24 protein-coding genes are annotated in these 23660 nt (G+C 44.9%); 8 read left to right on the plus strand and 16 right to left on the minus strand.

All coding sequences use genetic code 11. From position 1 onward, the window contains the following. Nucleotides 1-127 precede the first annotated feature (127 nt). Nucleotides 128-835, plus strand: coding sequence for a Crp/Fnr family transcriptional regulator (locus AB432_RS24395; protein WP_048034496.1), 708 nt, complete (start codon nucleotides 128-130; stop codon nucleotides 833-835). Nucleotides 836-918: 83 nt separating this feature from the next. On the opposite strand, the gene AB432_RS24400 is transcribed toward AB432_RS24395, so the two are convergent. Further along, on the minus strand, nucleotides 919-2418 hold the full coding sequence (locus AB432_RS24400) for a nitrate/nitrite transporter (protein ID WP_048034497.1): 1500 nt from the start codon (nucleotides 2416-2418) through the stop codon (nucleotides 919-921). A gap of 145 nt (nucleotides 2419-2563) precedes the next feature. Here AB432_RS24400 and hcp point away from each other — a divergent pair, with 145 nt between their 5' ends. After that, nucleotides 2564-3859 carry a hydroxylamine reductase gene (gene hcp, locus AB432_RS24405; protein WP_048034498.1) on the plus strand — a complete coding sequence of 432 codons (1296 nt, stop codon included), beginning with the start codon at nucleotides 2564-2566 and terminating at the stop codon, nucleotides 3857-3859. A gap of 63 nt (nucleotides 3860-3922) precedes the next feature. Here the strand turns inward: hcp and AB432_RS24410 are convergent, their stop codons facing one another. Beyond that, nucleotides 3923-5302 carry a YcdB/YcdC domain-containing protein gene (locus AB432_RS24410; RefSeq protein ID WP_048034499.1) on the minus strand — a complete coding sequence of 460 codons (1380 nt, stop codon included), beginning with the start codon at nucleotides 5300-5302 and terminating at the stop codon, nucleotides 3923-3925. Between the two features lie 244 nt (nucleotides 5303-5546). Between AB432_RS24410 and AB432_RS30580 the strand changes: the two genes are divergently transcribed. Beyond that, nucleotides 5547-6587, plus strand: a complete 1041-nt coding sequence (locus AB432_RS30580) for a fibronectin type III domain-containing protein (protein WP_162630265.1) — start codon at nucleotides 5547-5549, stop codon at nucleotides 6585-6587. 139 nt (nucleotides 6588-6726) lie between these two features. On the opposite strand, the gene AB432_RS24420 is transcribed toward AB432_RS30580, so the two are convergent. Both AB432_RS24420 and AB432_RS24425 read right to left on the minus strand, forming a co-directional pair. Then, complete coding sequence (locus AB432_RS24420) at nucleotides 6727-7788, minus strand: hypothetical protein (protein WP_201265902.1); 1062 nt, start codon at nucleotides 7786-7788, stop codon at nucleotides 6727-6729. Further along, the gene (locus AB432_RS24425; protein WP_048034500.1) at nucleotides 7778-8353 is read right to left on the minus strand and encodes a sigma-70 family RNA polymerase sigma factor; all 576 of its coding nucleotides are present in this window, start codon (nucleotides 8351-8353) and stop codon (nucleotides 7778-7780) included. The genes AB432_RS24420 and AB432_RS24425 overlap by 11 nt, the downstream gene beginning before the upstream one ends. A 232-nt stretch (nucleotides 8354-8585) precedes the next feature. Between AB432_RS24425 and AB432_RS24430 the strand changes: the two genes are divergently transcribed. Next, entirely contained in the window at nucleotides 8586-9407 is an 822-nt protein-coding gene (locus AB432_RS24430; RefSeq protein ID WP_048034501.1) for a DUF2785 domain-containing protein, read from the plus strand. Nucleotides 9408-9485: 78 nt separating this feature from the next. On the opposite strand, the gene AB432_RS24435 is transcribed toward AB432_RS24430, so the two are convergent. Beyond that, nucleotides 9486-10079, minus strand: coding sequence for a YdeI/OmpD-associated family protein (locus tag AB432_RS24435; RefSeq protein WP_048034502.1), 594 nt, complete (start codon nucleotides 10077-10079; stop codon nucleotides 9486-9488). A 339-nt stretch (nucleotides 10080-10418) separates the two neighbouring features. Between AB432_RS24435 and AB432_RS24440 the strand changes: the two genes are divergently transcribed. After that, nucleotides 10419-12236, plus strand: coding sequence for an APC family permease (locus AB432_RS24440; protein ID WP_048034503.1), 1818 nt, complete (start codon nucleotides 10419-10421; stop codon nucleotides 12234-12236). 65 nt (nucleotides 12237-12301) lie between these two features. Here AB432_RS24440 and AB432_RS24445 read toward each other — a convergent pair whose 3' ends face one another. The 5 genes from AB432_RS24445 to AB432_RS24465 all read right to left on the minus strand — a co-directional run bounded on the left by AB432_RS24445 (nucleotide 12302) and on the right by AB432_RS24465 (nucleotide 17218). Then, a complete protein-coding gene (locus AB432_RS24445; RefSeq protein WP_048034504.1) occupies nucleotides 12302-14038 on the minus strand; it encodes an FG-GAP-like repeat-containing protein in 1737 nt (578 codons plus the stop codon). Between the two features lie 148 nt (nucleotides 14039-14186). Next, nucleotides 14187-14783, minus strand: a complete 597-nt coding sequence (locus AB432_RS24450) for a sulfite oxidase-like oxidoreductase (RefSeq protein WP_048034505.1) — start codon at nucleotides 14781-14783, stop codon at nucleotides 14187-14189. A gap of 36 nt (nucleotides 14784-14819) precedes the next feature. After that, nucleotides 14820-15251: a CoA-binding protein gene (locus tag AB432_RS24455; RefSeq protein WP_048034506.1), complete on the minus strand. Its 432-nt coding sequence runs from the start codon at nucleotides 15249-15251 to the stop codon at nucleotides 14820-14822. Nucleotides 15252-15297: 46 nt separating this feature from the next. Beyond that, entirely contained in the window at nucleotides 15298-16794 is a 1497-nt protein-coding gene (locus AB432_RS24460; protein WP_048034507.1) for a leucyl aminopeptidase, read from the minus strand. A 49-nt stretch (nucleotides 16795-16843) separates the two neighbouring features. Beyond that, entirely contained in the window at nucleotides 16844-17218 is a 375-nt protein-coding gene (locus AB432_RS24465; RefSeq protein WP_017251328.1) for a DUF309 domain-containing protein, read from the minus strand. A 153-nt stretch (nucleotides 17219-17371) separates the two neighbouring features. Here AB432_RS24465 and AB432_RS24470 point away from each other — a divergent pair, with 153 nt between their 5' ends. Together AB432_RS24470 and AB432_RS24475 are read left to right on the plus strand one after the other, a co-directional pair. Continuing rightward, complete coding sequence (locus tag AB432_RS24470) at nucleotides 17372-17848, plus strand: divergent PAP2 family protein (RefSeq protein WP_047074924.1); 477 nt, start codon at nucleotides 17372-17374, stop codon at nucleotides 17846-17848. Nucleotides 17849-17860: 12 nt separating this feature from the next. Then, nucleotides 17861-18631 (plus strand): cobalamin-binding protein, encoded by a 771-nt coding sequence (locus tag AB432_RS24475; RefSeq protein WP_048034508.1) that lies wholly within the window; start codon nucleotides 17861-17863, stop codon nucleotides 18629-18631. Nucleotides 18632-18720: 89 nt separating this feature from the next. On the opposite strand, the gene AB432_RS24480 is transcribed toward AB432_RS24475, so the two are convergent. From AB432_RS24480 to AB432_RS24500, 6 genes are all read right to left on the minus strand, one after another. After that, entirely contained in the window at nucleotides 18721-19356 is a 636-nt protein-coding gene (locus tag AB432_RS24480; protein WP_048034509.1) for a 3D domain-containing protein, read from the minus strand. 160 nt (nucleotides 19357-19516) lie between these two features. Then, the gene (locus AB432_RS24485; RefSeq protein WP_048034510.1) at nucleotides 19517-19777 is read right to left on the minus strand and encodes a YuiB family protein; all 261 of its coding nucleotides are present in this window, start codon (nucleotides 19775-19777) and stop codon (nucleotides 19517-19519) included. A gap of 206 nt (nucleotides 19778-19983) precedes the next feature. Beyond that, entirely contained in the window at nucleotides 19984-20127 is a 144-nt protein-coding gene (locus AB432_RS30585; protein WP_201265903.1) for a YuiA family protein, read from the minus strand. Nucleotides 20128-20308: 181 nt separating this feature from the next. Next, nucleotides 20309-20785, minus strand: a complete 477-nt coding sequence (locus tag AB432_RS24490; RefSeq protein ID WP_048034511.1) for an NUDIX domain-containing protein — start codon at nucleotides 20783-20785, stop codon at nucleotides 20309-20311. 65 nt (nucleotides 20786-20850) lie between these two features. Continuing rightward, nucleotides 20851-21102 carry a hypothetical protein gene (locus tag AB432_RS24495; RefSeq protein ID WP_007716742.1) on the minus strand — a complete coding sequence of 84 codons (252 nt, stop codon included), beginning with the start codon at nucleotides 21100-21102 and terminating at the stop codon, nucleotides 20851-20853. Nucleotides 21103-21106: 4 nt separating this feature from the next. Then, the gene (locus AB432_RS24500) at nucleotides 21107-22297 is read right to left on the minus strand and encodes an NAD(P)/FAD-dependent oxidoreductase (protein WP_048034512.1); all 1191 of its coding nucleotides are present in this window, start codon (nucleotides 22295-22297) and stop codon (nucleotides 21107-21109) included. A gap of 349 nt (nucleotides 22298-22646) precedes the next feature. Here AB432_RS24500 and AB432_RS24505 point away from each other — a divergent pair, with 349 nt between their 5' ends. Beyond that, on the plus strand, nucleotides 22647-23657 hold the full coding sequence (locus tag AB432_RS24505; RefSeq protein ID WP_048034513.1) for an NAD(P)/FAD-dependent oxidoreductase: 1011 nt from the start codon (nucleotides 22647-22649) through the stop codon (nucleotides 23655-23657). The last annotated feature ends 3 nt before the right edge of the window (nucleotides 23658-23660 follow it).

The following is a 23660-nucleotide window of genomic DNA, read 5'->3' on the forward strand; positions in this document are numbered from 1 at the left end:
CTCGTAACCCAGGTTGTGATTTACCTCACACCACTGCCACAATCAGGACGATTTACCTACCCCCAACCATCGATTTCGGATGATATAATGAGTTACCTTTGTATCCTTGTTGTAGGGGGGACCCCACATGACCGGAAATGGCACAACGTTTGTGGAGCAGATTTCTTCCGATTTTGTGAATAGCCTTGAAACGTTTTCTGTTCGGAAAAATTTCGTTCCCGGAGCCGTTCTGTTTTTGGATGGTGAAAGAGCCGATCAGCTATTCTTAATTTCGTCGGGCCAAATCAAGCTCACAAAGAACACAAATGATGGAAAAGAACTAACACTGCAAGTGTTTGGTGCTGGAGAGCTAGTCGGCGTCTCCGGGCTCTTCGAACAGGAATTAACGTACACCTCTACAGGCACCATGCTGATGGAGGGTGAGATATGGATCATCCCTCAACAAGGGTTGGAAAAAATGCTCATCAAAAACGGTCAATTTTGCGTAGACTTCCTGCGTTGGATGGGATTGATGAACAGGCGGATGCAGTCCAAATTTCGTGATTTGCTACTCAATGGCAAAATCGGCGCCTTGTATTCAACGCTCATCCGCATGAGTAACACGTACGGCAAGCCACACCCCGACGGAATCCTCATCGACCTTTCCCTTACCAATCGTGATTTGGCGCAATTCATTGGTCTGACCAGAGAAAGTGTCAACCGGATGCTTTCCGATCTGAAAAAACAGGATTCTATCGATCTGCTTCCCCACGGGCATATCTTGATTAAGGACCTTGCCTATTTAAAAGAAGCGATTTATTGTGATGACTGCCCTCCTGATATTTGCCAAATGTGAGCAAACTCTACATATTTTCGTGCACAAAAAAAGTCCTGGACTTGTCCGTCCAAGACTTTTTTTCATGAGTGATTCAAGCTTCTTTATCCATGTCTTTGCTCCGCGAGCTCACTGAACATGCCAGCATAATACTCGACGTCTCCTGCATCGTCTTTAATCGCGCTGATCGTTAACCATTGGAGATACTGATCTCCATTTTTCCGGCGATTCCAGATCTCTCCTTGCCAATAGCCATTCTTCTTGATCGAGTCCCACATCTTCTGATAGAAGTCCGCACCCTGTCTGCCTGATTTTAAAATATTGGGGGACTTGCCAATCACCTCATTCATCTCATAACCGGTCACTTTCGTAAAAGCGTGGTTCGCACTTTTAATAACTCCTCGTGTATCGGTAATCAGTATCGCCTCTCCCGTCTTTTCCATGATGGTTGCGGCGAGCTGCAGCTTCTCTTGATAAAACATCCACATCACCAAAACCAAACTTACCAGTGCAAACTGAGATAACGCCATGAAACCAATCGCGTAATGCCCGGTCAAATTAAACAACATCGTCAAGATCAACGGCGGGAAAAAGCCTCCTAATCCCCCCATCGCAGATACGATCCCATTTACAATCCCTGCTTGCCGCGAGAAATACATCGGCACTAATTTGAACACGGCTCCGTTACCGATTCCAGCACATGTCGCCACCATCAAGCACCCTACCGTATACATCAAAATCGATGGCGAAAACGATAAGACAATACCAGACAGTGCGAGCCCGGCAAACACAATTATCAATGCCTTGAAGGGGTTCCACTTATCACCTAGCCAGCCTCCCAAAGGTCTTGCAAGTGTCGCCAAAAGAATGAACCCTGCTGTTCTCATCCCTGCATCTACTTTATCCAATTGGAAATGGCTCACTAAAAAATTCGGGAGATACACGGTGAAAGCAACGAAGCAACCAAACGTAATAAAGTAGAACAAACTGATTAACCATAGCTTTTCGTTTTTGTAGACACTCTTGATCTGTTGACCAAGGGGAGTCACTACCTTAGGTTCATTTTTATCCCCCATCAAGAAGGTAAGCACAGCAAATCCCACAAGCAATAGCATAAACATCTGTACAGTAGTGGCCCATCCAAATGATTTAGCCAGAACTGGCGCTGCAAAAGTGGTGATTGCTGTACCAATATTCCCCATACCGTAGATTCCGTTTACAGAACCATGCTTTTCTTTCGGATAGTATTTAGGTAGAGACGTGACACCAACGGAAAACACCGCCCCGCCTATCCCTATAAATAGCCCGCCGATTAACAAATCTGTATAAGTGGTCGCCTGGCTAATATAAAAAACAGGAGCCAGCAGCAAGAGAAAGCTTATGCTAAATAAAATTCTCGCGCCAAATCGGTTACTCCAATATCCAACAGGGATTCTCAGCAACGATCCAAGAAGAACAGGAATCGCTGTCACCCACGCCACTTCGCTTGCACTCATGGGTACGGTTTCTTTGATAAAAGGCATGAGCGATGACAGAATGACCCATACCATGAAACCGACCGTAAGACTCAACGTCTGTAACGGCAACTGCCATTTTCGTACCATAAACAACACCCCTCACTTGGGAAATCTTCTTCATCCACTATGATAAGAGGCAAAGTTTGGTTTCGTTGTGATTTTAATCACAGCTCCTTCCAGACGATCCGCTTATAATCAAAGCGAAATCTTGAATCGAAGGAGTGGATTATACATGTTTTGTTATCAATGTGAACAGACTCCAACAGGTGGTTGTAAGGTCATCGGCGTTTGCGGAAAGAATGAAGATCTTGCGAGTATTCAGGATACAATAATTTTTGCTTTAAAAGGAATTGCAGCTTATGCCACACATGCTCGTCAACTCGGCTATATCGATCCTGAAGTGGATGGGATTACTCAGGAAGCTCTCTATTTTACATTGACGAATGTGAATTTTAACTTGGATGAACATTTGCAAATGGCCATGAAAGTAGGCAAAGCCGCCATAAAAGTCATGGAGCTTTTGGATCGAGCTCATACGGATCATTTCGGAGTCCCGCAGCCAATCACAGTCTCACAAAATAAAATCGAAGGAAAATGCATCGTTGTTACGGGACACAATCTGTTTGCTCTCGAAGAGCTGTTAAAGCAAACAGAAGGCAAAGGAATCAATGTGTATACGCATTCCGAAATGCTGCCCGCACATGGCTACCCCGCACTGAAGAAATATCCTCATTTGAAAGGAAACATCGGGAAAGCATGGTACGATCAACGCCAATTGTTCGAGAAATTTCCAGGTGCCATATTGGCTACAACAAACTGTGTGATGCCTATTCGAGGCAGCTACGCCGATCGTTTCTTTTCCTATGATATAACCGGTTTGGAGAACGTGACGAAAATTGTAGATAACGATTTTGCGCCGCTCATTGAAAAAGCATTGACTCTCCCTGAAGTCTCCATCGAATCGGAACTGACATTGACTACCGGGTATCATCACAAAACAGTTCTCGGCATCGCCCCTGAAATCATTCAGGCAGTCAAGGAAGGACAGATCAAACGCTTCTTCGTTATCGCTGGTTGTGACGCTCCTGGCAAGGGGGGCGAGTATTACCGTGAATTGGCTACGTCCTTACCGCCAGAAACCGTCATTCTTACTACCTCCTGCGGAAAATTCCGTTTTAACGATGTAGATTTCGGCACCGTGCCAGGTACCGACATCCCAAGATATATCGATTTGGGACAGTGCAATAACTCGGTTTCTACCATTACGATTGCGGCTGCATTAGCCGATGCCTTCGAGTGTGAAGTGAACGAGCTGCCGGTAAGTATCGTTCTTTCCTGGTTTGAACAAAAAGCGGTTGCCATCCTGCTCGGTCTGTTTAGCCTGGGGATACAAGATATACGGATTGGCCCAAAATTGCCTGAGTTCATTCAGCCCGGGGTTCTGCAAGTACTGCAAGACTTGTTCCACATCCAGTTGATTGGTGACGCCCAAGAAGATATGAAGCAAATGCTCGGAATCACTCAGTAGACATAATAGAAAAAACGGCTGTCAGAGAGTTAGTGGTAAGACTAACCAATGACGGCCGTTTTTTCATTCTTTACCTTTTAAGGAACTGATCCATTTTCCTGTGTGTGCGTCGACAACTCCTTTGTCTCCGCTGAGGCGGTAAACAAGCCGCGGTTTTGGTTCCTCTACCTCGTTAAAGTCTAAATCCGGTAGCAAGTAGTAGAGTTCGAGCGATTTTTTCACGGCTTGCTCCGTTTTTTTCGCAAAAGCCAGGTCTACTCTCTGCATGTTATTGTCGAGAATAACGGGCGAGGTAAGCTTCTCATCCCCTATAATACTGCTGCCTGAGGACGAGTTGACAGCTATTTCAAATCTTGCGTACCTAATCAGAATACCATTTTTCAACCATCCAAAATGCACTTTATAGTCCCGCCAATTCGTCTCCTTCCCCCTCGGACCTCCATCATACGGCTGTGGATCAAGCATATAAATATCTGCCAACTGATGACGGAGCTTCGTTTGCAGGAGATGGATTGCGCTTGCCTCCGCCTGCTCACGGGTAATTGCTACATCTTTATGACTCGCCGCCTTTGGAGCTGAAGCAGCGGGCATTTCCTTCAAACTCTTGAACGGTTGCTTTGGTTTCGCCACCGCCCCATCGCCATCGATCATCACGCCTGAGATCGCATCTACCATTTGCGGATCGGTTGGTAGGTAACCGTAGACTAACATGTATTTCTCCCCATGATCTCTACTGGAAAAACTCTCATAATACAAGGTTGGCTCCGTTTTTTGTTCCAACAGCTCGCGCGCTTCCTTTTCCGATATGATTTGGCTTGCGTCAGGCAACTCCCCCTCATACCATAATCGATTAAATCGCAGAACCTTTCCGTCTCCTCGCGCGGTTACAGCGATATAATTGTCCTTAAAAGGAATCCCATTCTCTACTCTCTGAAATTTAAAATAGTACGTACCGTCGCTCTTGTAATCGACTTCATTTGGCTCTATTAAATTCGCTCGTTCCTCAGAAGGAATGACTTTTGTGAGAAACTTCATTACTCCCTCAAGAGCAATTTGCTTGCTATTCGTTGTAACAGGGCCAGGGGCTTCGCTGTCTTTGTCATCATATTGATGATAGCTTAACAGGTTCCCTGAGACAGGATGAATTTTATAGCCGACACTTGATTTATCTGAATGATGCCAACTAAGGCCCCATCCCGCATAAGGTGTAAAGTCGTCATACGGTTCGATGTATTCTCCATAGTCATACTCATAGCCTTCGGGAATAGTCACCCATTTCTTAGCGTATTCAATAGCCTCTTGTTCTGAAAGAATCTTTTTTGATTTTTGCTCAGCCGCCTGTACCAGTGTACTCTCATCTGCAATATTGCCTAGTACGAGTAAAGATGAAAGCAAGAGAATCGACAATCGTTTCCAAAATCCTTTTGTCCTACTTTGCTTCATACACATGTTCCTCCTCTATCTATTCCTATTGATTTCACTATATTGATATTTTTCCATTCTTTGTTAACTTTATATCAATATACATATTTTGTAAAACGAAAATAAATAGATATAAGGGAATAACTCTTAAGTATATTGTTATAAAAAATCGAACATAAGACTACATTTCCCACAATCAACCTTGTAAGATTTATACATTAATTAAAACAGTTTAGCTGTACTAATTCTTAAGGAGTTGAATTATTTGGGAAATACTAAAAAGTATCTTACGCTATTTTCATTGTTTTTCATTATGATTTCTTTATTTTCAACAAGTGCTTTTGCTGCTACTCTAGGAGAACGATTAACAGCACCAGAAGCAGGATGGCAAAGAATTGATAGTAGTAATGTTCCAAATATCATATTTGAAGGTACCTTTCATGACGGGCCAACTAACGTTGGATACAAAGGTTCTGAGAAATTTACAAATACAATTGGTGATAAGATTAAATTCGATTTTACTGGTACCAAATTACGTTTGATTTGTGGTCAATTTATTAATAGAAGTGATGAGATTGAGGTTTACATTGATGGGGTTATGGTTACTAAAATGTCCCAACACGGTCCACATATTGGACAAGTGCTTAAGTTTGAAATATTGGATTTGCCTAACACGAGACATACTGTGGAAATTATCAATAGAACTAGTACTTCCAATACCTCAATGGGTCTTGATGCTATTGATATTGATGAATCAGGTGAAATTTTGTTTCCATATGAACCGTTAAACCTCACCGCTTCACCTAATGATCCTACTATCAGACTCACTTGGGGTTCTGTTAACGATGCAACAGGATACGTGATTAAGCGTTCTACAACAACTGGCGGACCATACGAAACTATCGAAACAAATCATACGAATACTACATACGACGATTTGAACGTTGAAAAAGGAGTAACTTATTACTATGTTGTCACTGCTATTGTTAATGGCGTAGAGAGCACAACTTCAAATGAAGATGACGCCACATTGATTGGTGATAAGCCAACTGATCCTGATCCTAAACCAACTGGTGATAATGCACTACTTGTTATTAAAATGATCAGTGGCCTTGAAAAAGAATTTGAACTAACTGCATCTGAAGTACAGGACTTCATCGACTGGTATAATGAACGTGCAGATGGTCATGGCAAAGAAACATATATGTTCGATAAGACCTTTAACAAGGGGCCTTTTACTGCTCGAAAAGATTATGTAGCATTCAGTAAAATTCAATCCTTTGAAGTGATGGAATTTACCAAATAACATGATGAAGGCACCTCCTATAGAACTGGAAGGTGCCTCGTACTTTTTATGACTCCGCAATTAAGGCATGCCTAAGCAGCATGCCCATTCCCCTTTTATCAAACCGTGTTGCTTAGCAAATTTACATAATAGGATATTTCTACCATCCCGTTTCCGTTTTGTGTTCAATTATTTGTACGACTTTTGGTTCAACTTCTTTCATCATTTGTTTCAGTAAATCATCGCTGATCGTTACTTTATTTTTTCCATCTTGAAGCTGTCCTTCAGCCTGTGTTCTTGCAATCACATCAATGACTTGTTGTTTCGAGATATTTTTCGAGGCTGCAACCTCCACAACAGATTTCCCTTTTGCTAGTTCTTCTTTTAACTCCGTCGGGCTCATTTTTAGTAGAGCAAACAGTTTTTCATCGTTTATAAAATTATCAGCATAATAATCAGGCTTACCGTCTCTGGAGAAATAACCTTCTACTTCACTGTTTGAAGGTGTAGGCGCTACCGGAGAAAGACTAATTGTATTACCTTGAACAAATGCTTGGTAACCCTCTCCCTCTGATCCCTTCTTGGTGTAATTCAAGATAACTGTTTTTTGATTGGGATTGTCCATTTGCTCCATGGCAACCTCGTAATCTTTGATGTTGCCGTACAATTGATCAATAAGCTGATCTACCTTCCCCTTGATTTCCTGATCCGGTAAAGTGATGAGTGGTTTCTCCTTAGGCTCCCAATTCTCTTGCGTCAGGTCTTGAATCTCATCCGTAATACCGTTTGTATGGAGGGTAATCTTTTTGCCAGTTCCTCCTTTTTCCTGCAAGACGATGCTTAGTTGGACCTTTTTGGTTGAATCATTGGGGTCTCCAAGGTAGCTTGCATTAATAATCTCAAACGATTTTGTTTCGGGAATGGCACGATACAGCTTCTCAAGTGTTGCTTTCCCAGCCTCATCCAGCTTGACTTGTTCAGAAGTCATTGGTGCTCGAGTAAGCATGTCAATCACAACAGGTGCTGCAAATGCTGCGGTTGGAATCAAAATCGCAGCAGCAACAATTCCACCAATTAATCGTTTTTTCATAGTTATTTCGCTCCTTTTTCGTTGCAAATAGTGAGAATAGGATTGTTCTATACGTTTGGAAATGGCCGGCGGGCACTCCATCGTTTCTGCCTCTTCGTGCAGATGTTCACGGATTTTGCGTTCAATAGTCATTGATCTTTTCCATCCTTTCCAGGGGGAGATTCCCTAAGTATTTTCGAAGCGCCTGGAGGCCAGCATGATATCTGGACTTGACTGTACCCAGCGGAATATCGAGCAAAGTCGCAATTTCCTCAAGAGTATAGTCGTGATAAAAGCGGAAGATAATCACTGTCCGCTGTTTGTCGGTCAGTTTTCGTATGGACTGGGATATCATTTGGTTGGTTCCATCCATCAACGCAGTATGTTCATCCAAATAAGACTCTTCGTGGGAGAAGGAACGAATACGTTCAAAAATGCGGAATCTCCTCCAGCTCTTGACCCGAAATCTCTGCACTTGACGGATTACCAGGCCATGCAGCCAGAACTGGAAAGGACGGTTCGTATCGTAATTAGCAAGTGAGGTCCACATTTGCATATAGATTTCATTCATGACATCTTCCCGATCCTGCTTATGATCCACCAGAAAGGAGACGGTCCGGTATACGTCCTGAAAGGTGGCATCATACACCCTATGAAATGCCTGTTCGTCACCCTCTTTCATTTTTATAAGTAATTGGTACATCTCTTCATTTTCCATTCAGAGGGCCCTCCTGAGTAAGCAACTTACACCCTATATTGTCTCTCGATCGGAAAAAGGTTCGGTTCTCTTCGTATTTTTTTTGCTGTACTGCTACTTCTCACCGCACCACTGTCAGAACTACCCATGTTTGGAAGGGTGATAACCTAATTATGTCGAAACCTAAAATTACAGAAATTACAAAGTAAAGCCGTAAAGTCAGTTCGAAAAATGAAAAGTGGGAGCGTGTAAAATGAATGTAAAAGAAAAGTTGATATTCATAAAAGAAAATGGCTACCAAGCACCACCCGATACATTACCATTCGTATTAGAAATGATAAATGAAATTGGTTCTTTGGATGCCACATTACGTGATGACCTCATTTATACAACCTTATCACATTGGATTCCCGGTAATTCTCTAACTGCAAGCGAACTAGAACAACTGATACCAATCATTCTAGATAAAAACCATTTGCTTTTTAAGGTTGGTGAAACAAATACAGACTCTGTCTTTACCCGTTCTTTCTCTATGCTAGTCATACCACTACTCCTCATGAGGCATAGAGAATCACCCTTTCTCTCCAGAGAGAACATCCATGAGATAAAAGAGAAAGTATTTTTCAGCGTACGAGAAGAGCGAGATTACCGAGGATATGATGAAGAAAAAGGCTGGGCTCATGCCATAGCCCATGCAGCGGATGCATTAGACGATTTAGCTCAATGTTCCGAACTGGATAAAAATGACCTCATCACCATTCTCGATTTGGTTTATGAAAAGATGACCATAACCGATCGAATTTACTCCGATGGGGAAGATGAGAGAATGGTAACAGCCATTGTCAGTGTTATGAATAGAAAAGTACTTAGCCCGAGTTATGTAGAGAAATGGATCCATAGTTTTGGTGATGTGGATAAGAGTTCCGAATTTCTTCCTGCCTTTAAACAAAAAATCAATATAAAGAATTTTTTGAAAAGCTTGTACTTCCGCTTGAAATTCTACAAAGGAAATGCCGATCTCTGCCCAACCATCGAGCAGACATTATATAAAATAGAAAAAGTATACTATTCCTGATATCGGAATGAAACGAATACAAAAACAAAAAAGAGGCGGTTCTCCCGCCTCTTCTCCATTCATATCTCATCAAATATACTAATCATTTAATCCCTTTCCCTCGAGAATTTGGGGGATACATTTTTCAACCCTTGACTCTCGCGTTTTGGCTTGCTTGGGTGCGGAAAAATGAAGAAGGTATGCTCTTTGCCGTCCCGGAGTCAATGCTTCAAAAGCAGTTTTCAAGGCAGGGATTTCATCCAATTTATTTTGAAATTCTTCAGGAACGTTGTATTCTTCATGCTTTTTAAAGTCCACTTCCAAACCGGCTTTTTCAACTTCGATGGCTTCCTGAATATAGGCCTTCAAAATAGATTCCATTTCCATGATTTCGTCCACATTGGTGAACCGGATCTGGCGCGCAGACTGTACATTCTCCGTTTGTTGGATGAGAATCCCATTTGGATCTTTTAACAAGGCACCTTTTTGAAACAGTAGCGCACAATATTCTTTAAATCCATGTATTAAAACGATATTTTTTTTCTCAAACGTGTAACAAGGATGCATCCACTTAAAATCTTCGGTCAACTCGCAGTCAAGAACAATACTTCTGAGCTTCTCGTATTCTGCCTTCCACTTTTTCGCCTTGCTTAAAAATTCATCAACCTTAGGATTCGCTTTACTTGTTGTCATCAAGGAACACCCCTCTTCTAGTTGGTGTCATGTCAATTTTTAGTTTTGCATTATGGTATTTGTATTATTCTATCATCATGTATTCAGGTTCCTTCTTTTAAAGAAAAAGCTTTAGAAGAGTGAGCGAGGACTTTCCTGCTCAAATGATGAGACTGCTTGTCCAAAAGAACCATCCATGCCATAGGGAATTTAGGTGAATCTAATTACAGGATGGTAACGGGTTTTGTCCAAAGGGCAAGAACCCGTTTTCTTTTTACTCGTAAGTGACCTTCATCATTTGACTAATTTTATGGTGGTAGTGGGAAAACTAACGGGAAATGGCAGATAAGGGGAATACACATGATCTCAGAATTCAAGCGATTTTTGCTCGGTAGACCTATGAAATCAAGTGAACTTGCCGAAGAAAAGTTAAATAAAGTAAAAGCTTTGGCGGTTCTTTCATCTGATGCTCTATCTTCTGTCGCTTACGGAACAGAACAGATTCTTCTCGTGTTAATTACTTTGGGTGCAGTAGCGATGTGGTACTCTCTTCCCATCTCCATTGCGGTTGTTGGTCTTTTAACCATACTCATTTTGTCTTACCGCCAAACCATCTTTGCTTATACAACTGGTGGTGGGGCATACATTGTCGCAAAGGACAATTTAGGAACCACTACTGGACTGGTTGCAGGTGGCTCTTTGCTCGTGGACTACATTTTAACGGTTGCTGTTAGTACGTCTGCTTCTACGGACGCTATTACTTCGGCATTTCCAATGCTACATGAACATCGCGTTCTTATTGCTCTGTTCATGATTGCCATCGTAACGGTATTAAATTTACGTGGAATTACAGAATCGGCAACGATTTTAATGTACCCTGTTTATTTGTTTGTTGTCGCTATTCTCGTCTTAATTATTGGCGGCGGATATCAATGGATGGTGGGAAATGTGCAAGCCCATCCCCCAGCATATGGGGCAGTTGTTCCAGGTATATCTATATTTTTTCTATTGAGAGCATTTAGTTCAGGGTGTTCAGCATTAACAGGGGTAGAAGCCGTATCCAATGCCATTCCCAACTTCAGGGACCCCGCACCGAAAAATGCAGCACTAACGCTTATCATGATGGGACTTATCCTCGGTGTTATGTTCATGGGCATTAGCCTGTTGGCTTATTTGTATGGTATTTCACCGACCCCAAAGGAAACGGTGGTATCTCAAATCGCTTCTACTGTTTTTGGACGAGGGATCATGTATTACTCGATTCAAGCTGTTACAGCACTTATTTTATTCCTGGCGGCTAATACTGCTTTTGCAGCCTTTCCTTTACTCGCCTTTATGTTAGCCAAGGATAGATTTATGCCAAATATGTTTATGGTTCGAGGAGATCGTCTTGGTTTTTCAAACGGGATTATTTTCTTGGCTATTCTTTCAGCAGTATTAGTGATTGCATTTAAAGGAGAGACGGAAAACTTAATCCCTTTATATGCACTTGGTGTTTTTATACCGTTTACCTTGTCACAAGCTGGAATGATGAAACGATGGATTTCCAAAAAGCCCCGAGGTTGGCTCACACCTTTTGTTATTAATACGTTGGGAATGCTAACGACCCTTACCATTTGCCTGATCTTTTTCATTACAAAAATCTCGCAGGTATGGCCGATTTTTGTGTTCCTTCCTATCGTCATTTTCATCTTCAGGAAGATAAATCAGCATTATAGAGATTTGGCAAATGAGTTACGCCTTGATATGGAAACAGACAAACCCGAACCAAAAGGGAGTGTTATCGTTATTCCTGTGGCTGGGATTTCGCAGGTGGTGAAAAACACCATTAGTTATGCGCAATCCTTGTCAGACGACATTGTCGCTGTCTACGTCGGATTCAGTGATGAAGACATGAAAAAAATGGAGGAAAAATGGGAACTCTGGAATCCCGGCGTACGTTTGATTGTCCTGCGTTCCCATTATCGCAGTATCATAAGACCTTTGTTTAAGTTTATTGACACGGTTGAGTGGAAAAAGGCAGAAACGGATCATGTTACTGTCATGATTCCACAGTTTATTACCAAGCGGTGGTGGCATAACTTACTTCATAACCAAACGAGTTTATTAATCCGTGCGTATTTATTCGCCCGCCAGGATGTAAAAATTGCTACGGTTCCATACCGATTAAAGAAATGAAGCAATATCCATTAAGCCATAAACAAACGAAGAAAACCCGTCCCTTTGTAAGGAGACGGGTTCCATCATTTTTGATTATCTTGATCATCACGACGATGATTTAAATCCAGTATGAGCCTAAAATTAGATTGAAAGACAACCCAATCATACACTTTTTTTACGCGAATGATTTCTGGCTGAATACTGTTGGAGACCCCAGAAGTGACGGTTACAACAAAGCTGCAAGAGGCCGTATTTCCTGACTGATCCCTGGCTGTACAGGTAAGCATCGTCATTCCTACAGGAAAGTCCATGGCAAAAGTTGCAACTGCAATGGGGGCAGGAGGAGAAAAGGACCGTGTGATCCCATGACAGGTAATAGAGGTCACCCCACAAGTATCAGTGGCAGTGACTTCATAGGTAACCGTAGCGGAAGTTTGCCCAGGTAAAACAGGGATTGTAATATCCTCAGGGCAAGTGATGGTTGGAGGCTCGTCAATAACCGTGATGGTAAATGAACATACTTCCGTATTCCCAAATATATCTTGTGCCGTACAGGTGACAACAGTATCTCCCACTGGGAAAAGCGAGCCAGAAGGCGGAGAACAGGTAACAGTGACTCCGGGGCAGGTGGCAACAGGTGTTGGATAGTTTACAATAGGGCAGGGTACGACCATGTCAGGTGGGCAGGTTGGTGGCTGCACGCATCCATTGAGCAAAACAGAAACATTGCTCGAATCCTCGTTTGCAGTAGCGATGTCAACTCTACCGTCTCCGTTAAAATCAGCTACTGTAATGCTGAAAGGACCTGCTCCTGTAGGAAACTGAAAGGGAGTCGAGAACCCTCCTGACCCGTTGTTTATGAGAATAGAAACGTTATCAGAACCTGCATTTGGGGTAGCCAAATCAATGACTCCATCACAATTAAAGTCAGCCGCTGTTATATCAAAAGGAAATGCATTAGCGCCCAAGGTAAAGGGACTTCCTGCTGCTACTGTAAAAGAACCGAATTTATCGTTTAGAAAAACGGTTACATTACTCGTTGCGTTATTTGCGACAGCAATATCAATAAACCCATCACCATTTAAGTCAGCAGATACAAGGCTACTGGGGGATGAGCCGCCGGGAAGTACAGAGAAACTCACTCCAGGAGTTTGAAACGTACCGTTTCCATTCCCTCTAAAAACTGTTACATCATTGGTGTCTCGATTGGCAGTGGCCAGATCAAGGCGTCCATCTCCATTAAAGTCAGCCGCAACAATATCAGTTGGGGCCAATCCAGGGTTCGTGTCAAAAGGACTCCCTGGAGCCATACTAAATACACCCGATCCATCATTCAACAAGACAGTAATAGAACTAGTTCCTGCAAGTTGGCCCCTATTTGCTATAGCTAAGTCCAAACCATTCACACCATCAAAGTCCCCTACAGCAATCGCAAAAGATTCGGAAACAGCAGGAAACACTCCGGTACTATAGGCCACAGGTGCAGCAAAAGTGCCATCCCCCATATTTAAAAGGATAAAAACTCGGTTATTGGAAGATTGATCTGTAACAGCCAAATCGATAGAACCATCTTCATTTAAATCAGCTGCTACAATTTGCCCTAATAAAGACCCGGGAAACAAAGTACTGAAGGGGATCGTTTGTGATACGGAAAATACGCCGGACCCATTGTTCAGAAGAATGGAAACATCATTGGACCCACTATCCACTACGGCCAAGTCTATGCGACCGTCTCTGTTAAAATCGGCAGAAGTAATGCTGGAAGGCGATGTTCCTCCCGTGTTATATTCGACTGCGGGCTGAAAAAATGGGCAGGCCAAATTGGATTCACCCTTTCTTACAGGAATTCAGGCAGCAATTCCCTGCATCCTATGCAAATGCCTTTGATCATGATATGGCTGTTTAGGCATGAAGGTGAATCCACTTAAAAAAATAAAGAGGCGGTTTCCCGCCCCTCTTCTTGTATGATCAATCCCAAGCAAACCTCTGCTCTTTCCAAGGATCGCCGTACATATTATACCCGTTCTTCTCCCAAAACCCTTGTCTGTCTTTCTCCATAAACTCAATCCCACGCACCCACTTGGCGCTTTTCCAGAAGTAGAGATGCGGAATGACAAAGCGCAGCGGCCAGCCGTGCTCAGGGGTCAAATCCTCGCCGTTGTGTTTCGTAGCGAACAGATTGCCGCTTTTCATGAAATCGACAAGCGGAATGTTCACAGTCCATCCGTGCTCAGCGTGCAGCATGACGTACTTCGCTTCCGGCTTCACCTTTACCAGCTTCAGTACTTCCTCCACCGGAATGCCTTCCCATTCATTATCCAGCTTGCTCCAGCCTGTAACGCAGTGAATATCGTTAGTCGTACCGCCTTTTGGCAGAGCCATCATTTGCTCATAGGTCAATGTAACTTCCTCTTCAACAAGACCGAAAAGACGAAAGCTCCACTCGGTGGACAGGTCTGTATATTCAGGAACCTCCCCGTAGTGCAGGACAGGAAAACCTGTCGTCTGCTTCTGATTCGGGGGAATACGGTCGCGTTTGGTGTCTGATGATGGATTGATAAACATGTTGTTTCCACTCCCCTCGCTGATCAGTGTTCTCGATTATTTCCCAACCCGCAGCAGGGCGTGATCTACTTTAATGCACATGTCCTGTACAACCTCAATGCCTTGATCTGCAACCAATTTAGCAGCCTCTTCGTTGGCAATGCCTTGTTGCATCCAGAACACTTTTGGCTTGTTCTGCATTTTCAATGCTTCCTGTGCAACAGGCAGGATGTCTTCGCTGCGGCGAAACACGTTGACGATGTCTACTGGCTGATCGATCTCAGTCAGGCTGGCAAGTACTTTTTCACCCAAAACTGTTTCACCCGCGATGACAGGATTGACCGGGACGATCTTGTAACCAGCGTTCTGCATAGCTTGCGATACCATATAGCTGGTGCGGTCCGGCTTGTTGGACAGACCCACTACTGCGATCGTTTTTGCATCCTCCAGCAGTTGGCGACGTGCTTCGTTGCTTGGATTTTGTGCCATGTGAAAACACTCCTTTTTTATATGGAAATGGAAATGGAACTACCTCTTATTCACTACGACTGGAAACAAACTCAACAATCGTGCGCGTCATCGCTCCGGTACCGCCAGCTGGTTGCATGTCGCCAGCACTTGCTGTGTATGCCGTACCCGCGATGTCCAGATGTACCCACGGTGTATCGCCAACGAATTCTTGCAGGAAAACACCGCCGATGATGCCGTGGCCATAACGTCCACCCGAGTTTTTCAAATCAGCAAAGCGACTCTTGTTCAGGCTGCGGTATTCATCGAAGGTCGGGAGTTGCCACAAGCGCTCACCCGCGACGTCTGCTGCATTCATCAGCTCATCCAACAGTGCTTTGTCATTGGTCATGGCGCCAGAGCAGAAATGACCGAGCGCAACCACGATACCACCTGTCAAGGTAGCGGCATCCACCAGGCAAGACACTCCTTGCTCTTTTGCATAGGTGATGCAATCAGCCAGTACGAGACGACCTTCTGCGTCTGTCGTAATGATCTCTACCGTTTTGCCACTCATGGTCGTGATGACATCGCCTGGACGGAATGCCGTTCCGGATGGCATGTTTTCCACAGTACCGACGACAGCCAGTACGTTTACTTTTGGTTTAATTTGCCCCAGTGCCTCCAATGCGCCGATCATCGTAGCCGCTCCACCCATGTCCGACTTCATGTCTTCCATGCCTGCTACTGGCTTGATGGAGATCCCACCTGTATCAAATGTCACGCCTTTACCGATCAAGCCAATGACATCGTCCCACGTGTCTCTTCCTTGATATTTGACTACCACAACATAAGGCTCAAGCTCGCTACCTTTTGCTACAGAGAGCACTCCACCCATCCCCAGCTCTTCCAGCTTTGCTTTTTCCATTACTTCCACAGTCATGCCGTAGCGCTCTGCTACCTCGACCATCGCATTTTTCAAAGCGCGTGGAGTCAAGTAGTTAGCTGGTTCATTGACGAGCGTGCGGGCCAGATTCGTTCCGGATACGAGCGCCGAACCACGTGCAACACCTGCCTGTACCAATGAAGCATCGGCATCTGCTGACAATATTTGCACCGTCGCAATTGGGTCAGACTCACGCTTTGCCTTTTGACGGTAGCCCTCGTAATTGTATTCGGCAAGACCAAAGGCTTCTGTCACGGCCTGCGCCAGACGGTCAGCACTCAGATGCTCTGTTGTTGGCAAATCAATAACCACTGTTTTGCCGTTGCCTTTTCCCACAACCGTTTTGGCTGCACGTCCCCATGCATTTCGGGCTGCGACGAAATCAAACTTGCCTGGTTCACCCATCCCGACGATCAACAGTTTTTTCGCAGCTACGTTGTTCATTCCGTGGACAACCGTAATTTCCTTTGCCTCACCCGTCACTTCCTTATCCTGCTGCAAGCCACTCAGACTGCCGCCAAAAGCTTCGTCCAATTCCGGGTATACCTGCGAAATCTCCTCGCCCTTCCATAGCGGAACAATCAGTTCATCACACGCGATATTCACAAGCTGTATGCGTTTTTCTACTGCTACTTTCATATACTCTTCCCTCTTTCTGTGTGGTAGGATACTATATGGGCACATTTGTTTAACACGATGTGTCGACATATAAGCGCAAGGGTGGAAACGTCATGGCTTTTGCCTCTGTGTAAGAAATGACATCCTTTTCCGGCAACAATTTCTCGCATTCATCTATGTAACGAAGAACTCTTGTTACGTCCAGTCCCCAATGAACTGGCTGGTAACGGGTCAAATACTTTCGTGCATTGCCTAACATCCAGCGAGCACCTTTTATATTGCCGTACTCTTGGTGATACAGTCCGACTGACAATTGCAGCAATCCTTGCAAAAACTTGTCTGACTTATCTTCCATCCAGATGTCTTCCAACAGATCATGGCATTCGTAGTATTCTCCATCATTGAATTTTTCAATGAACTGCAAATACTGCTCGGGATACCCCATGGATGCATGCCTCCGTTTCGAACCTTCCGTCTTCATGGTAACACAGATTGGCAATGACTTTACATCCAAACAAAAACTTCACGGATTAAGACAACGCCCTTCTGTTACAATAATCCTAGAGATAAGCGCACAGTAGAAAGGAATGGATTTTCCGTGGCGGATTTTTTTGAAAACTTCCCCTTATGGGCAGCACTGCTAGCCATAGGGATCGCCCAATTTATCAAAATTCCCCTCCATTTTTTTGCAACGAAAACGTGGCAATGGTCACTGCTCATGAGTACAGGCGGTATGCCCAGCTCCCACTCTTCTGCCGTGACAGCACTATCCACAGCCGTGGGACTGCGTGAGGGCTTTGGCAGCAACATGTTCGCTATTTCCGCCATTCTCGGTGTGATCGTGATGTTTGATGCCGCAGGTGTCCGCCGCCATGCCGGCATGCAAGCCGTTGTCTTAAATAAGCTGGTCGATGAATTCAACCACCTGTTAGAAGGAATGAAATCGTTAAAAGTACGCCCTAACCAGGAAAAAGCAAAAAAACTGAAAGAACTGCTTGGTCACCAACCGATCGAGGTATTGATCGGCGGTTGGTTAGGCGTCATGATTGCGTTATTGCTCCATCCGTTTTTTTAAAGGAGGGCTCCCATGCGCATTGTCTCCATCTGTCCCAGCAATACCGAAATTCTGTATTATTTAGGCCTGCATGAGCATGTAGTCGGTTTGGATGATCACTCTGACTGGCCGCAGGAGTGGCAGCATCTCCCCCGGGTTGGACCCGATTTGACAATCGATATGGACCGGGTCGCTGCCCTCCAACCGGATCTGGTCGTAGCGTCACTCTCTGTTCCTGGCATGGAGAAAAATATAGAGGCTCTGCGGGATAGAGACATTCCACATATCGTCCTGAACCCTTCCCGGATCGCAGAAATCGCTCATGATATCCGACTCGTCGGTGAGGCGACAGGAACACAGAGGCAAGCCGAGCAGCTTGCGGGACAATTTGACGAAACCATTGAAAGCATCCGACAAAAGGCAGCGAAGTACGCTCAACGCCCGAAGCTGTACTGGGAATGGTGGCCGAATCCCATCTACACACCTGGTCAGGAAAACTGGCTGACCGATGTAAGTGAGATTGCGGGTGCCACTAATATTTTTGCAGATTATCCTGTCGCAAACGTCAAGGCCACACGGGAAATGGTCATGGAACGCAATCCCGATCATATTTGTGTCGTCTGGTGCGGAATTGAATTGAAGCGAATCAAACCTGACATGATCACAAACCGCCCAGAGTGGATGAACATGACCGCGATTCGAAACAACCAGGTCCATTTGTTGGAAGAAGGCCTATATTGCCGCCCTTCTCCTCGCATTTTGGAAGGACTGGAAAAGCTGGTTGATTTGATTCATACAGAATGACACAAAAAACGTTCAAAGCCTCTGCCTTGAACGTTTTTTCTTTTTTCTTTCATGCCACCAATGCGGCATCCATTCGTTTTCGTTAGTTGCTATTCAGTTTGTTGTTTGCCGCTGACGGGTTCCGCCATGGCTGCTATTCCTTTTTCATTCAAGCTATTCAGAAAAGCTTCCGTTACCTTGCCTTCGCCTTTTTTGACGATATACACGTCCACCGATTTTTTCCCCCATTGCGAGAATACATCCTGCTTGGTCTCGAAATACAGGTCAATTTTATGGCCGCGAATCGCTCCACCCTTGTCAGCTACAACGCCATATCCATAACCGGGAATGTACAAGATGGTCCCCAGCGGGAAAACGCGCAGATCGGCTGCAATCGTGGAATAGTCGTCTCTACGTACTTTTACACCTGAATAGGTAATGCCATAGGACGGGTGAGATGGATTTTTGCCCGTCGACTCGTATCCGGCATAGTAGCCAGTCGCTACTACACGTACTTTTGGATATTGATCGTGTAATACATCCGCTTTATCAATCACTTGAGTAAGAGAACTGGCAGATACCGTCCGTTTTTTGACGACACGTTGCCCCTCTTTCGTTTCCTTGATTCCAAAAGTGGATGAGACTCCGTGGTCTCCCACAACATTATAGCTGTATCCATCGCTTGCGAAGGCCGTCAAGACCAGGATGAACAGCGCGATGATACTTACGAACTGCTTTCCATTCATTTCTTGGTAAACCTCCTCTCGTTTCTAGTCATGTCCCGACGAGGAGGAAAGTATACACAAATTTTGGTTGATTACAGAAATATTCTGTCAGTTGCATGTTTTCCCAATCAAATGCCAAAAGAAAAACAGGCCCGAAACTATGGCCTGCTTGTGCTTGTTGTTAAAACATCCGATATCCTTTTTTGCGAAGCGTTTGAATGGTCCAGCCACTCGCCACTGTACCTGCCATGCCGCAGCCCAGAATGAGCGAATCCCAAATTCCCGGAACAATTTGTTGATAGACAAGTGCACCTACCACTACACCAACGCCGATCACAACAGGAAACCATGTTGTTTTCAAAATCATGTTTAAAATAAACCCAATGCCAAACCCTAGCACGGTGAACAGAACAATGGATACCATAAATTGCATCAAGTTCATCGACGAAAAAGACCTCCTGCCACCTTCTCCACCTTTTGCCACTTTCTCAGCAAATACAGGAAAGACGGGCTATTTTCGGTATTAAGTGTAGCAAAAAGGCGAGGGATCGGTCAATAAGAGAAGCTCATCGTATGTGTTGCATGCCTGACAGAAAAAACCGCCGATGCATTCGCTTCGACGGTTTTCTATACGAGGTTCCTTAATCATTATGGATGAGAAGAAACAGCTTCCTTCTGAGCTTCCTGTGTACCAGCTCCGTCACAGTTAGGGCAATTCTCCGAGCCCCCCAGGAGCAGTTGGAAATACCCTTGGCCATGGCAGTACGGGCACTGTTCTTGTTTTTGTCTCATGTTGAGCTCCCCTTTCGGAATACATGCGCGAGAATTAATTGCATGTATTTTCAGATTATTTTGATGTATCTAACTATATCAGAATCCTCCCTTGGTTCACAATGCAGTTCATCGCGAAAAATCCATAAAAAAACCGCAATGTAAGCGGAAACATTGCAGTTTATCTAACTTATTCGCAGGATTACTTAAAGATTTTATAGGAAGTGTATTGAAAAATAGGATCGATATCAAACGATTGACCTGTCATTCCCTGTTCCCGTTTTATATAGTCCGGCAATATGATTTTCAAATAAGTCGAAGACAACGGGTCATGAAGCAGCTCCTGTATCGGCAAAAATCTCGCCTCCGCGATCTCACCTTCCTGCGGGCGCGGTTCCCCCCCCATGTAATCCATCCAAAAAACGACCATATTGTCGCTAATGGACTCTCGAATGACGCCTGAACGAATTCCCGCTACTTGTCGCACGACTGCCTCGACACCCGTTTCTTCCAGCACTTCACGCACTGCTGCTTCATCTACCGTCTCGCCTTCCTGCACGAATCCCGCAGGAAATGACCATTGCCCTTTTAGTCCGCTGTACGTTTTTTTGACTACTAATGCTTCTTGCCCGCGAATGACGATCCCGCAGGCGCCTAGCCAAACCTTCCCTTCGCGCATCCAGCCCACTCCTTCCATGTCCTAGCTAAACGAAACCCCCGGCTCTTCTTCGCCGGGGGTACCTATCAATCATCCTCGTCATCTAGGAGCCCATTATCGATCATGTATCGCAGATTTTCCCGATCCCTCTCGCGGCCCTTTTCCTTGAGCCGTTCGATGGCAGGCAGGATGAGAATATCTACTTCACGCTGTACATGCCATGCCAAATCGTGTCGCCCCTGTTCCTCCAGGTAAAGGCCCACTTCCATCATAGCGTTGTACCGATCCATCTCTTCGCGGACCATGAGCCCCCGGACTTGAATGCTCGCGTGGCGCATTGTTTTACAGCTTTACTTTCTTCAAGGCGAGACCGACGCCGCCAATTTTGTACAAGTAGCGCAGGTCGCTCGCTTTTTTCATCATGGCTGCTGTACTGCCGAACAGCTTTTTCGAACCTACTTGCCCGATGCCCTCACCTTTTCCAAGGGAGGCCAGTGTCCCTTGCAGATGCGGGATGAATTTTTGAGGCAGATCGCCACGAACCAAGGCAGCCAGATTCTCACCCAGCGTCTCGCCTTCCTGTACCGCGATTTGCGCAGTTGGCGGATAAGGACGTCCTTGTTCATTGAAGATCAAAGCACAATCCCCTACGACAAAAACATTCTCATGACCAGGCGCACGCAAGTATTCGTCTACCTTGACGCGACCGCGCATGACTTCGAAGCCCGCTTTTTCCACGATGCTGTTTCCGCGGACACCTGCTGCCCAGATAACCGTCTTTGATTTGATTTCTTCTCCGGTAGCCAGCAGTACGCCATCCGGCGTGCACTGCTTGATCGGTGTTCCAATTTTGAACTCGATGCCTTTTCTCTCCAATACATCCATCGCGTATTGGATCAGCTCTGGATCAAAGCCAGGCAATGCTGTTGGTGCTGCCTCAATGCAGTAGACTTTCACCAGTTCTGGATCGACATCAAACTCTCGGCACAGCTCTGGCAGACGATCGCCGAGCTCTCCACAAAACTCAATGCCTGTAAAGCCAGCCCCACCCACAACAAACGTGAGGTAGTCCGTACGATCCGGCTCATTTTTAAATTTGGAGAACATGTATTCAATGTGCTCGCGAATATTACGGACCGCATTGATGCTGCGAATGCTAAACGCATGCTCCTTGAGTCCCTCAATTCCGAACGTTTCTGGCTCGCTGCCCAATCCGATGACGAGATAGTCATACGCCAGCACCTCGCCATTTTCGAGCGTGACGGTCTGCTCCTCTGACTGAATGGCTTGCACCGTTCCTTTGACAAAGTTGACTTTGTCCTTGTTCAAAATGCCATCCAGACTGACGCGGGCATGATCCGCAGGTGCCGTACCTGCAGCCGGCTCATGCAGCCAAGTCGTGATGTAGTGATAGTTGTGCTTGTTGACCAAGGTGATTTCCGCCTCATTGTAGTTGAGCTTTTTCTGAAGCTGCAACGTTGTGAGCAAACCACCGTATCCAGCGCCAAGAATCAGGATTTTGGGTGTACCCATCAGTATCCCTTCCAATCATGTATGATGTCATTGTTCATGGTAACTTAAGGAAGATTGTGCGATTTTTCACGTGGTCTGGTACCTATTAAGATGCCCCACTTCATGATCCGTGTAGTATCGGAATTATTGTCCTGAGATGTCATCCGAACCACTCTGTGAAAAAATGCACAAAGTCAGACGTAGAAAAATGTGACAATTTCTTTACAGTCATCCTCATCTTATCGGCAACCGATTGGATTTGCAAGGGTTTTTTGCCTATCATCTTTCGAATTTTCTCTCCTGTTTTTCTACTTGTATGGGTTATAATGGTTGAGGAGTTCGCTTACGATTAATTCGGAGGTGCTTTGGATTGAATTTTCTGCAAAAGGACGAGCAAATCTACGACATTACGATCATTGGTGGCGGCCCTGCCGGGTTATTTACAGCATTTTATGGCGGGATGAGGCAGGCCAGTGTAAAAATCATTGAGAGCATGCCCCAGTTAGGTGGGCAGTTATCCGCTCTTTATCCGGAGAAGTACATATATGATGTAGCCGGATTTCCAAAGGTTTTAGCACAAGATTTGATCAATAATCTGAAAGATCAGATTTCCCGCTTTCAGCAAACCGTTTGTCTGGAAGAGAAAGTGGAAAATGTCGTAAAAAAAGTAGACGATGTGTTTGAAATCACAACGGACAAAGGCACTCACTACTCCAAATCCGTAATCATCACTGCTGGGGTAGGAGCGTTCGAACCTCGCAGGCTGGAACACCCAGATGCCGTCAAATATGAAAAATCCAATCTGCACTATTTTGTTACCGATCTGAACTCCTTCAAGGGACAGCGTGTAGCTGTTATTGGCGGCGGTGATTCCGCTCTGGACTGGTCCCTCATGCTAGAACCTATCGCAAAAGAAGTACACCTCATCCATCGCAGAGACAAGTTCCGCGCACATGAACACAGCGTAGAAATGCTCATGTCCTCCAAAGTAAACGTCACGACACCTTACGAAATTGCAGCTTTGCACGGCGAGGAGCGTATCGAAAAACTCACGCTGGCCCATTGCACGACAAAAGAAGAAATCGATCTGGAAGTCGATGCAGTGATTGTCAACTTCGGCTTCATCTCCTCTCTCGGTCCGATCAAGAACTGGGGGCTGGAACTCGAAAAAGGCTCCATCGTGGTCGATACCCGCATGGAATCAAACATTCCAGGCATTTTCGCAGCAGGCGATATCGCAACCTACCCTGGTAAGGTCAAGCTGATCGCTGTCGGATTTGGTGAGGCCCCTACCGCTGTTAACAACGCGGTTTCTTACTTTAATCCGGACGCCAAATTGCAGCCTGGTCATTCTTCAAGCATGGACAACTTCAAGTCGTAAAAA

This window comes from Brevibacillus brevis (assembly GCF_001039275.2).
Taxonomy (GTDB): Bacteria; Bacillota; Bacilli; order Brevibacillales; family Brevibacillaceae; genus Brevibacillus; species Brevibacillus brevis_C.

Bases quoted from the DNA above. Each gene is read 5' to 3' on its own strand.
- AB432_RS24395 (WP_048034496.1), top strand. From the start codon at position 128: ATGACCGGAAATGGCACAACGTTTGTGGAGCAGATTTCTTCCGATTTT.
- AB432_RS24400 (WP_048034497.1), bottom strand. From the start codon at position 2,418: ATGGTACGAAAATGGCAGTTGCCGTTACAGACGTTGAGTCTTACGGTC.
- hcp (WP_048034498.1), top strand. From the start codon at position 2,564: ATGTTTTGTTATCAATGTGAACAGACTCCAACAGGTGGTTGTAAGGTC.
- AB432_RS24410 (WP_048034499.1), bottom strand. From the start codon at position 5,302: ATGAAGCAAAGTAGGACAAAAGGATTTTGGAAACGATTGTCGATTCTC.
- AB432_RS24420 (WP_201265902.1), bottom strand. From the start codon at position 7,788: ATGACTATTGAACGCAAAATCCGTGAACATCTGCACGAAGAGGCAGAA.
- AB432_RS24425 (WP_048034500.1), bottom strand. From the start codon at position 8,353: ATGGAAAATGAAGAGATGTACCAATTACTTATAAAAATGAAAGAGGGT.
- AB432_RS24430 (WP_048034501.1), top strand. From the start codon at position 8,586: ATGAATGTAAAAGAAAAGTTGATATTCATAAAAGAAAATGGCTACCAA.
- AB432_RS24435 (WP_048034502.1), bottom strand. From the start codon at position 10,079: ATGACAACAAGTAAAGCGAATCCTAAGGTTGATGAATTTTTAAGCAAG.
- AB432_RS24440 (WP_048034503.1), top strand. From the start codon at position 10,419: ATGATCTCAGAATTCAAGCGATTTTTGCTCGGTAGACCTATGAAATCA.
- AB432_RS24450 (WP_048034505.1), bottom strand. From the start codon at position 14,783: ATGTTTATCAATCCATCATCAGACACCAAACGCGACCGTATTCCCCCG.
- AB432_RS24455 (WP_048034506.1), bottom strand. From the start codon at position 15,251: ATGGCACAAAATCCAAGCAACGAAGCACGTCGCCAACTGCTGGAGGAT.
- AB432_RS24460 (WP_048034507.1), bottom strand. From the start codon at position 16,794: ATGAAAGTAGCAGTAGAAAAACGCATACAGCTTGTGAATATCGCGTGT.
- AB432_RS24465 (WP_017251328.1), bottom strand. From the start codon at position 17,218: ATGGGGTATCCCGAGCAGTATTTGCAGTTCATTGAAAAATTCAATGAT.
- AB432_RS24475 (WP_048034508.1), top strand. From the start codon at position 17,861: ATGCGCATTGTCTCCATCTGTCCCAGCAATACCGAAATTCTGTATTAT.
- AB432_RS24480 (WP_048034509.1), bottom strand. From the start codon at position 19,356: ATGAATGGAAAGCAGTTCGTAAGTATCATCGCGCTGTTCATCCTGGTC.
- AB432_RS24485 (WP_048034510.1), bottom strand. From the start codon at position 19,777: ATGAACTTGATGCAATTTATGGTATCCATTGTTCTGTTCACCGTGCTA.
- AB432_RS30585 (WP_201265903.1), bottom strand. From the start codon at position 20,127: ATGAGACAAAAACAAGAACAGTGCCCGTACTGCCATGGCCAAGGGTAT.
- AB432_RS24490 (WP_048034511.1), bottom strand. From the start codon at position 20,785: ATGCGCGAAGGGAAGGTTTGGCTAGGCGCCTGCGGGATCGTCATTCGC.
- AB432_RS24495 (WP_007716742.1), bottom strand. From the start codon at position 21,102: ATGCGCCACGCGAGCATTCAAGTCCGGGGGCTCATGGTCCGCGAAGAG.
- AB432_RS24500 (WP_048034512.1), bottom strand. From the start codon at position 22,297: ATGGGTACACCCAAAATCCTGATTCTTGGCGCTGGATACGGTGGTTTG.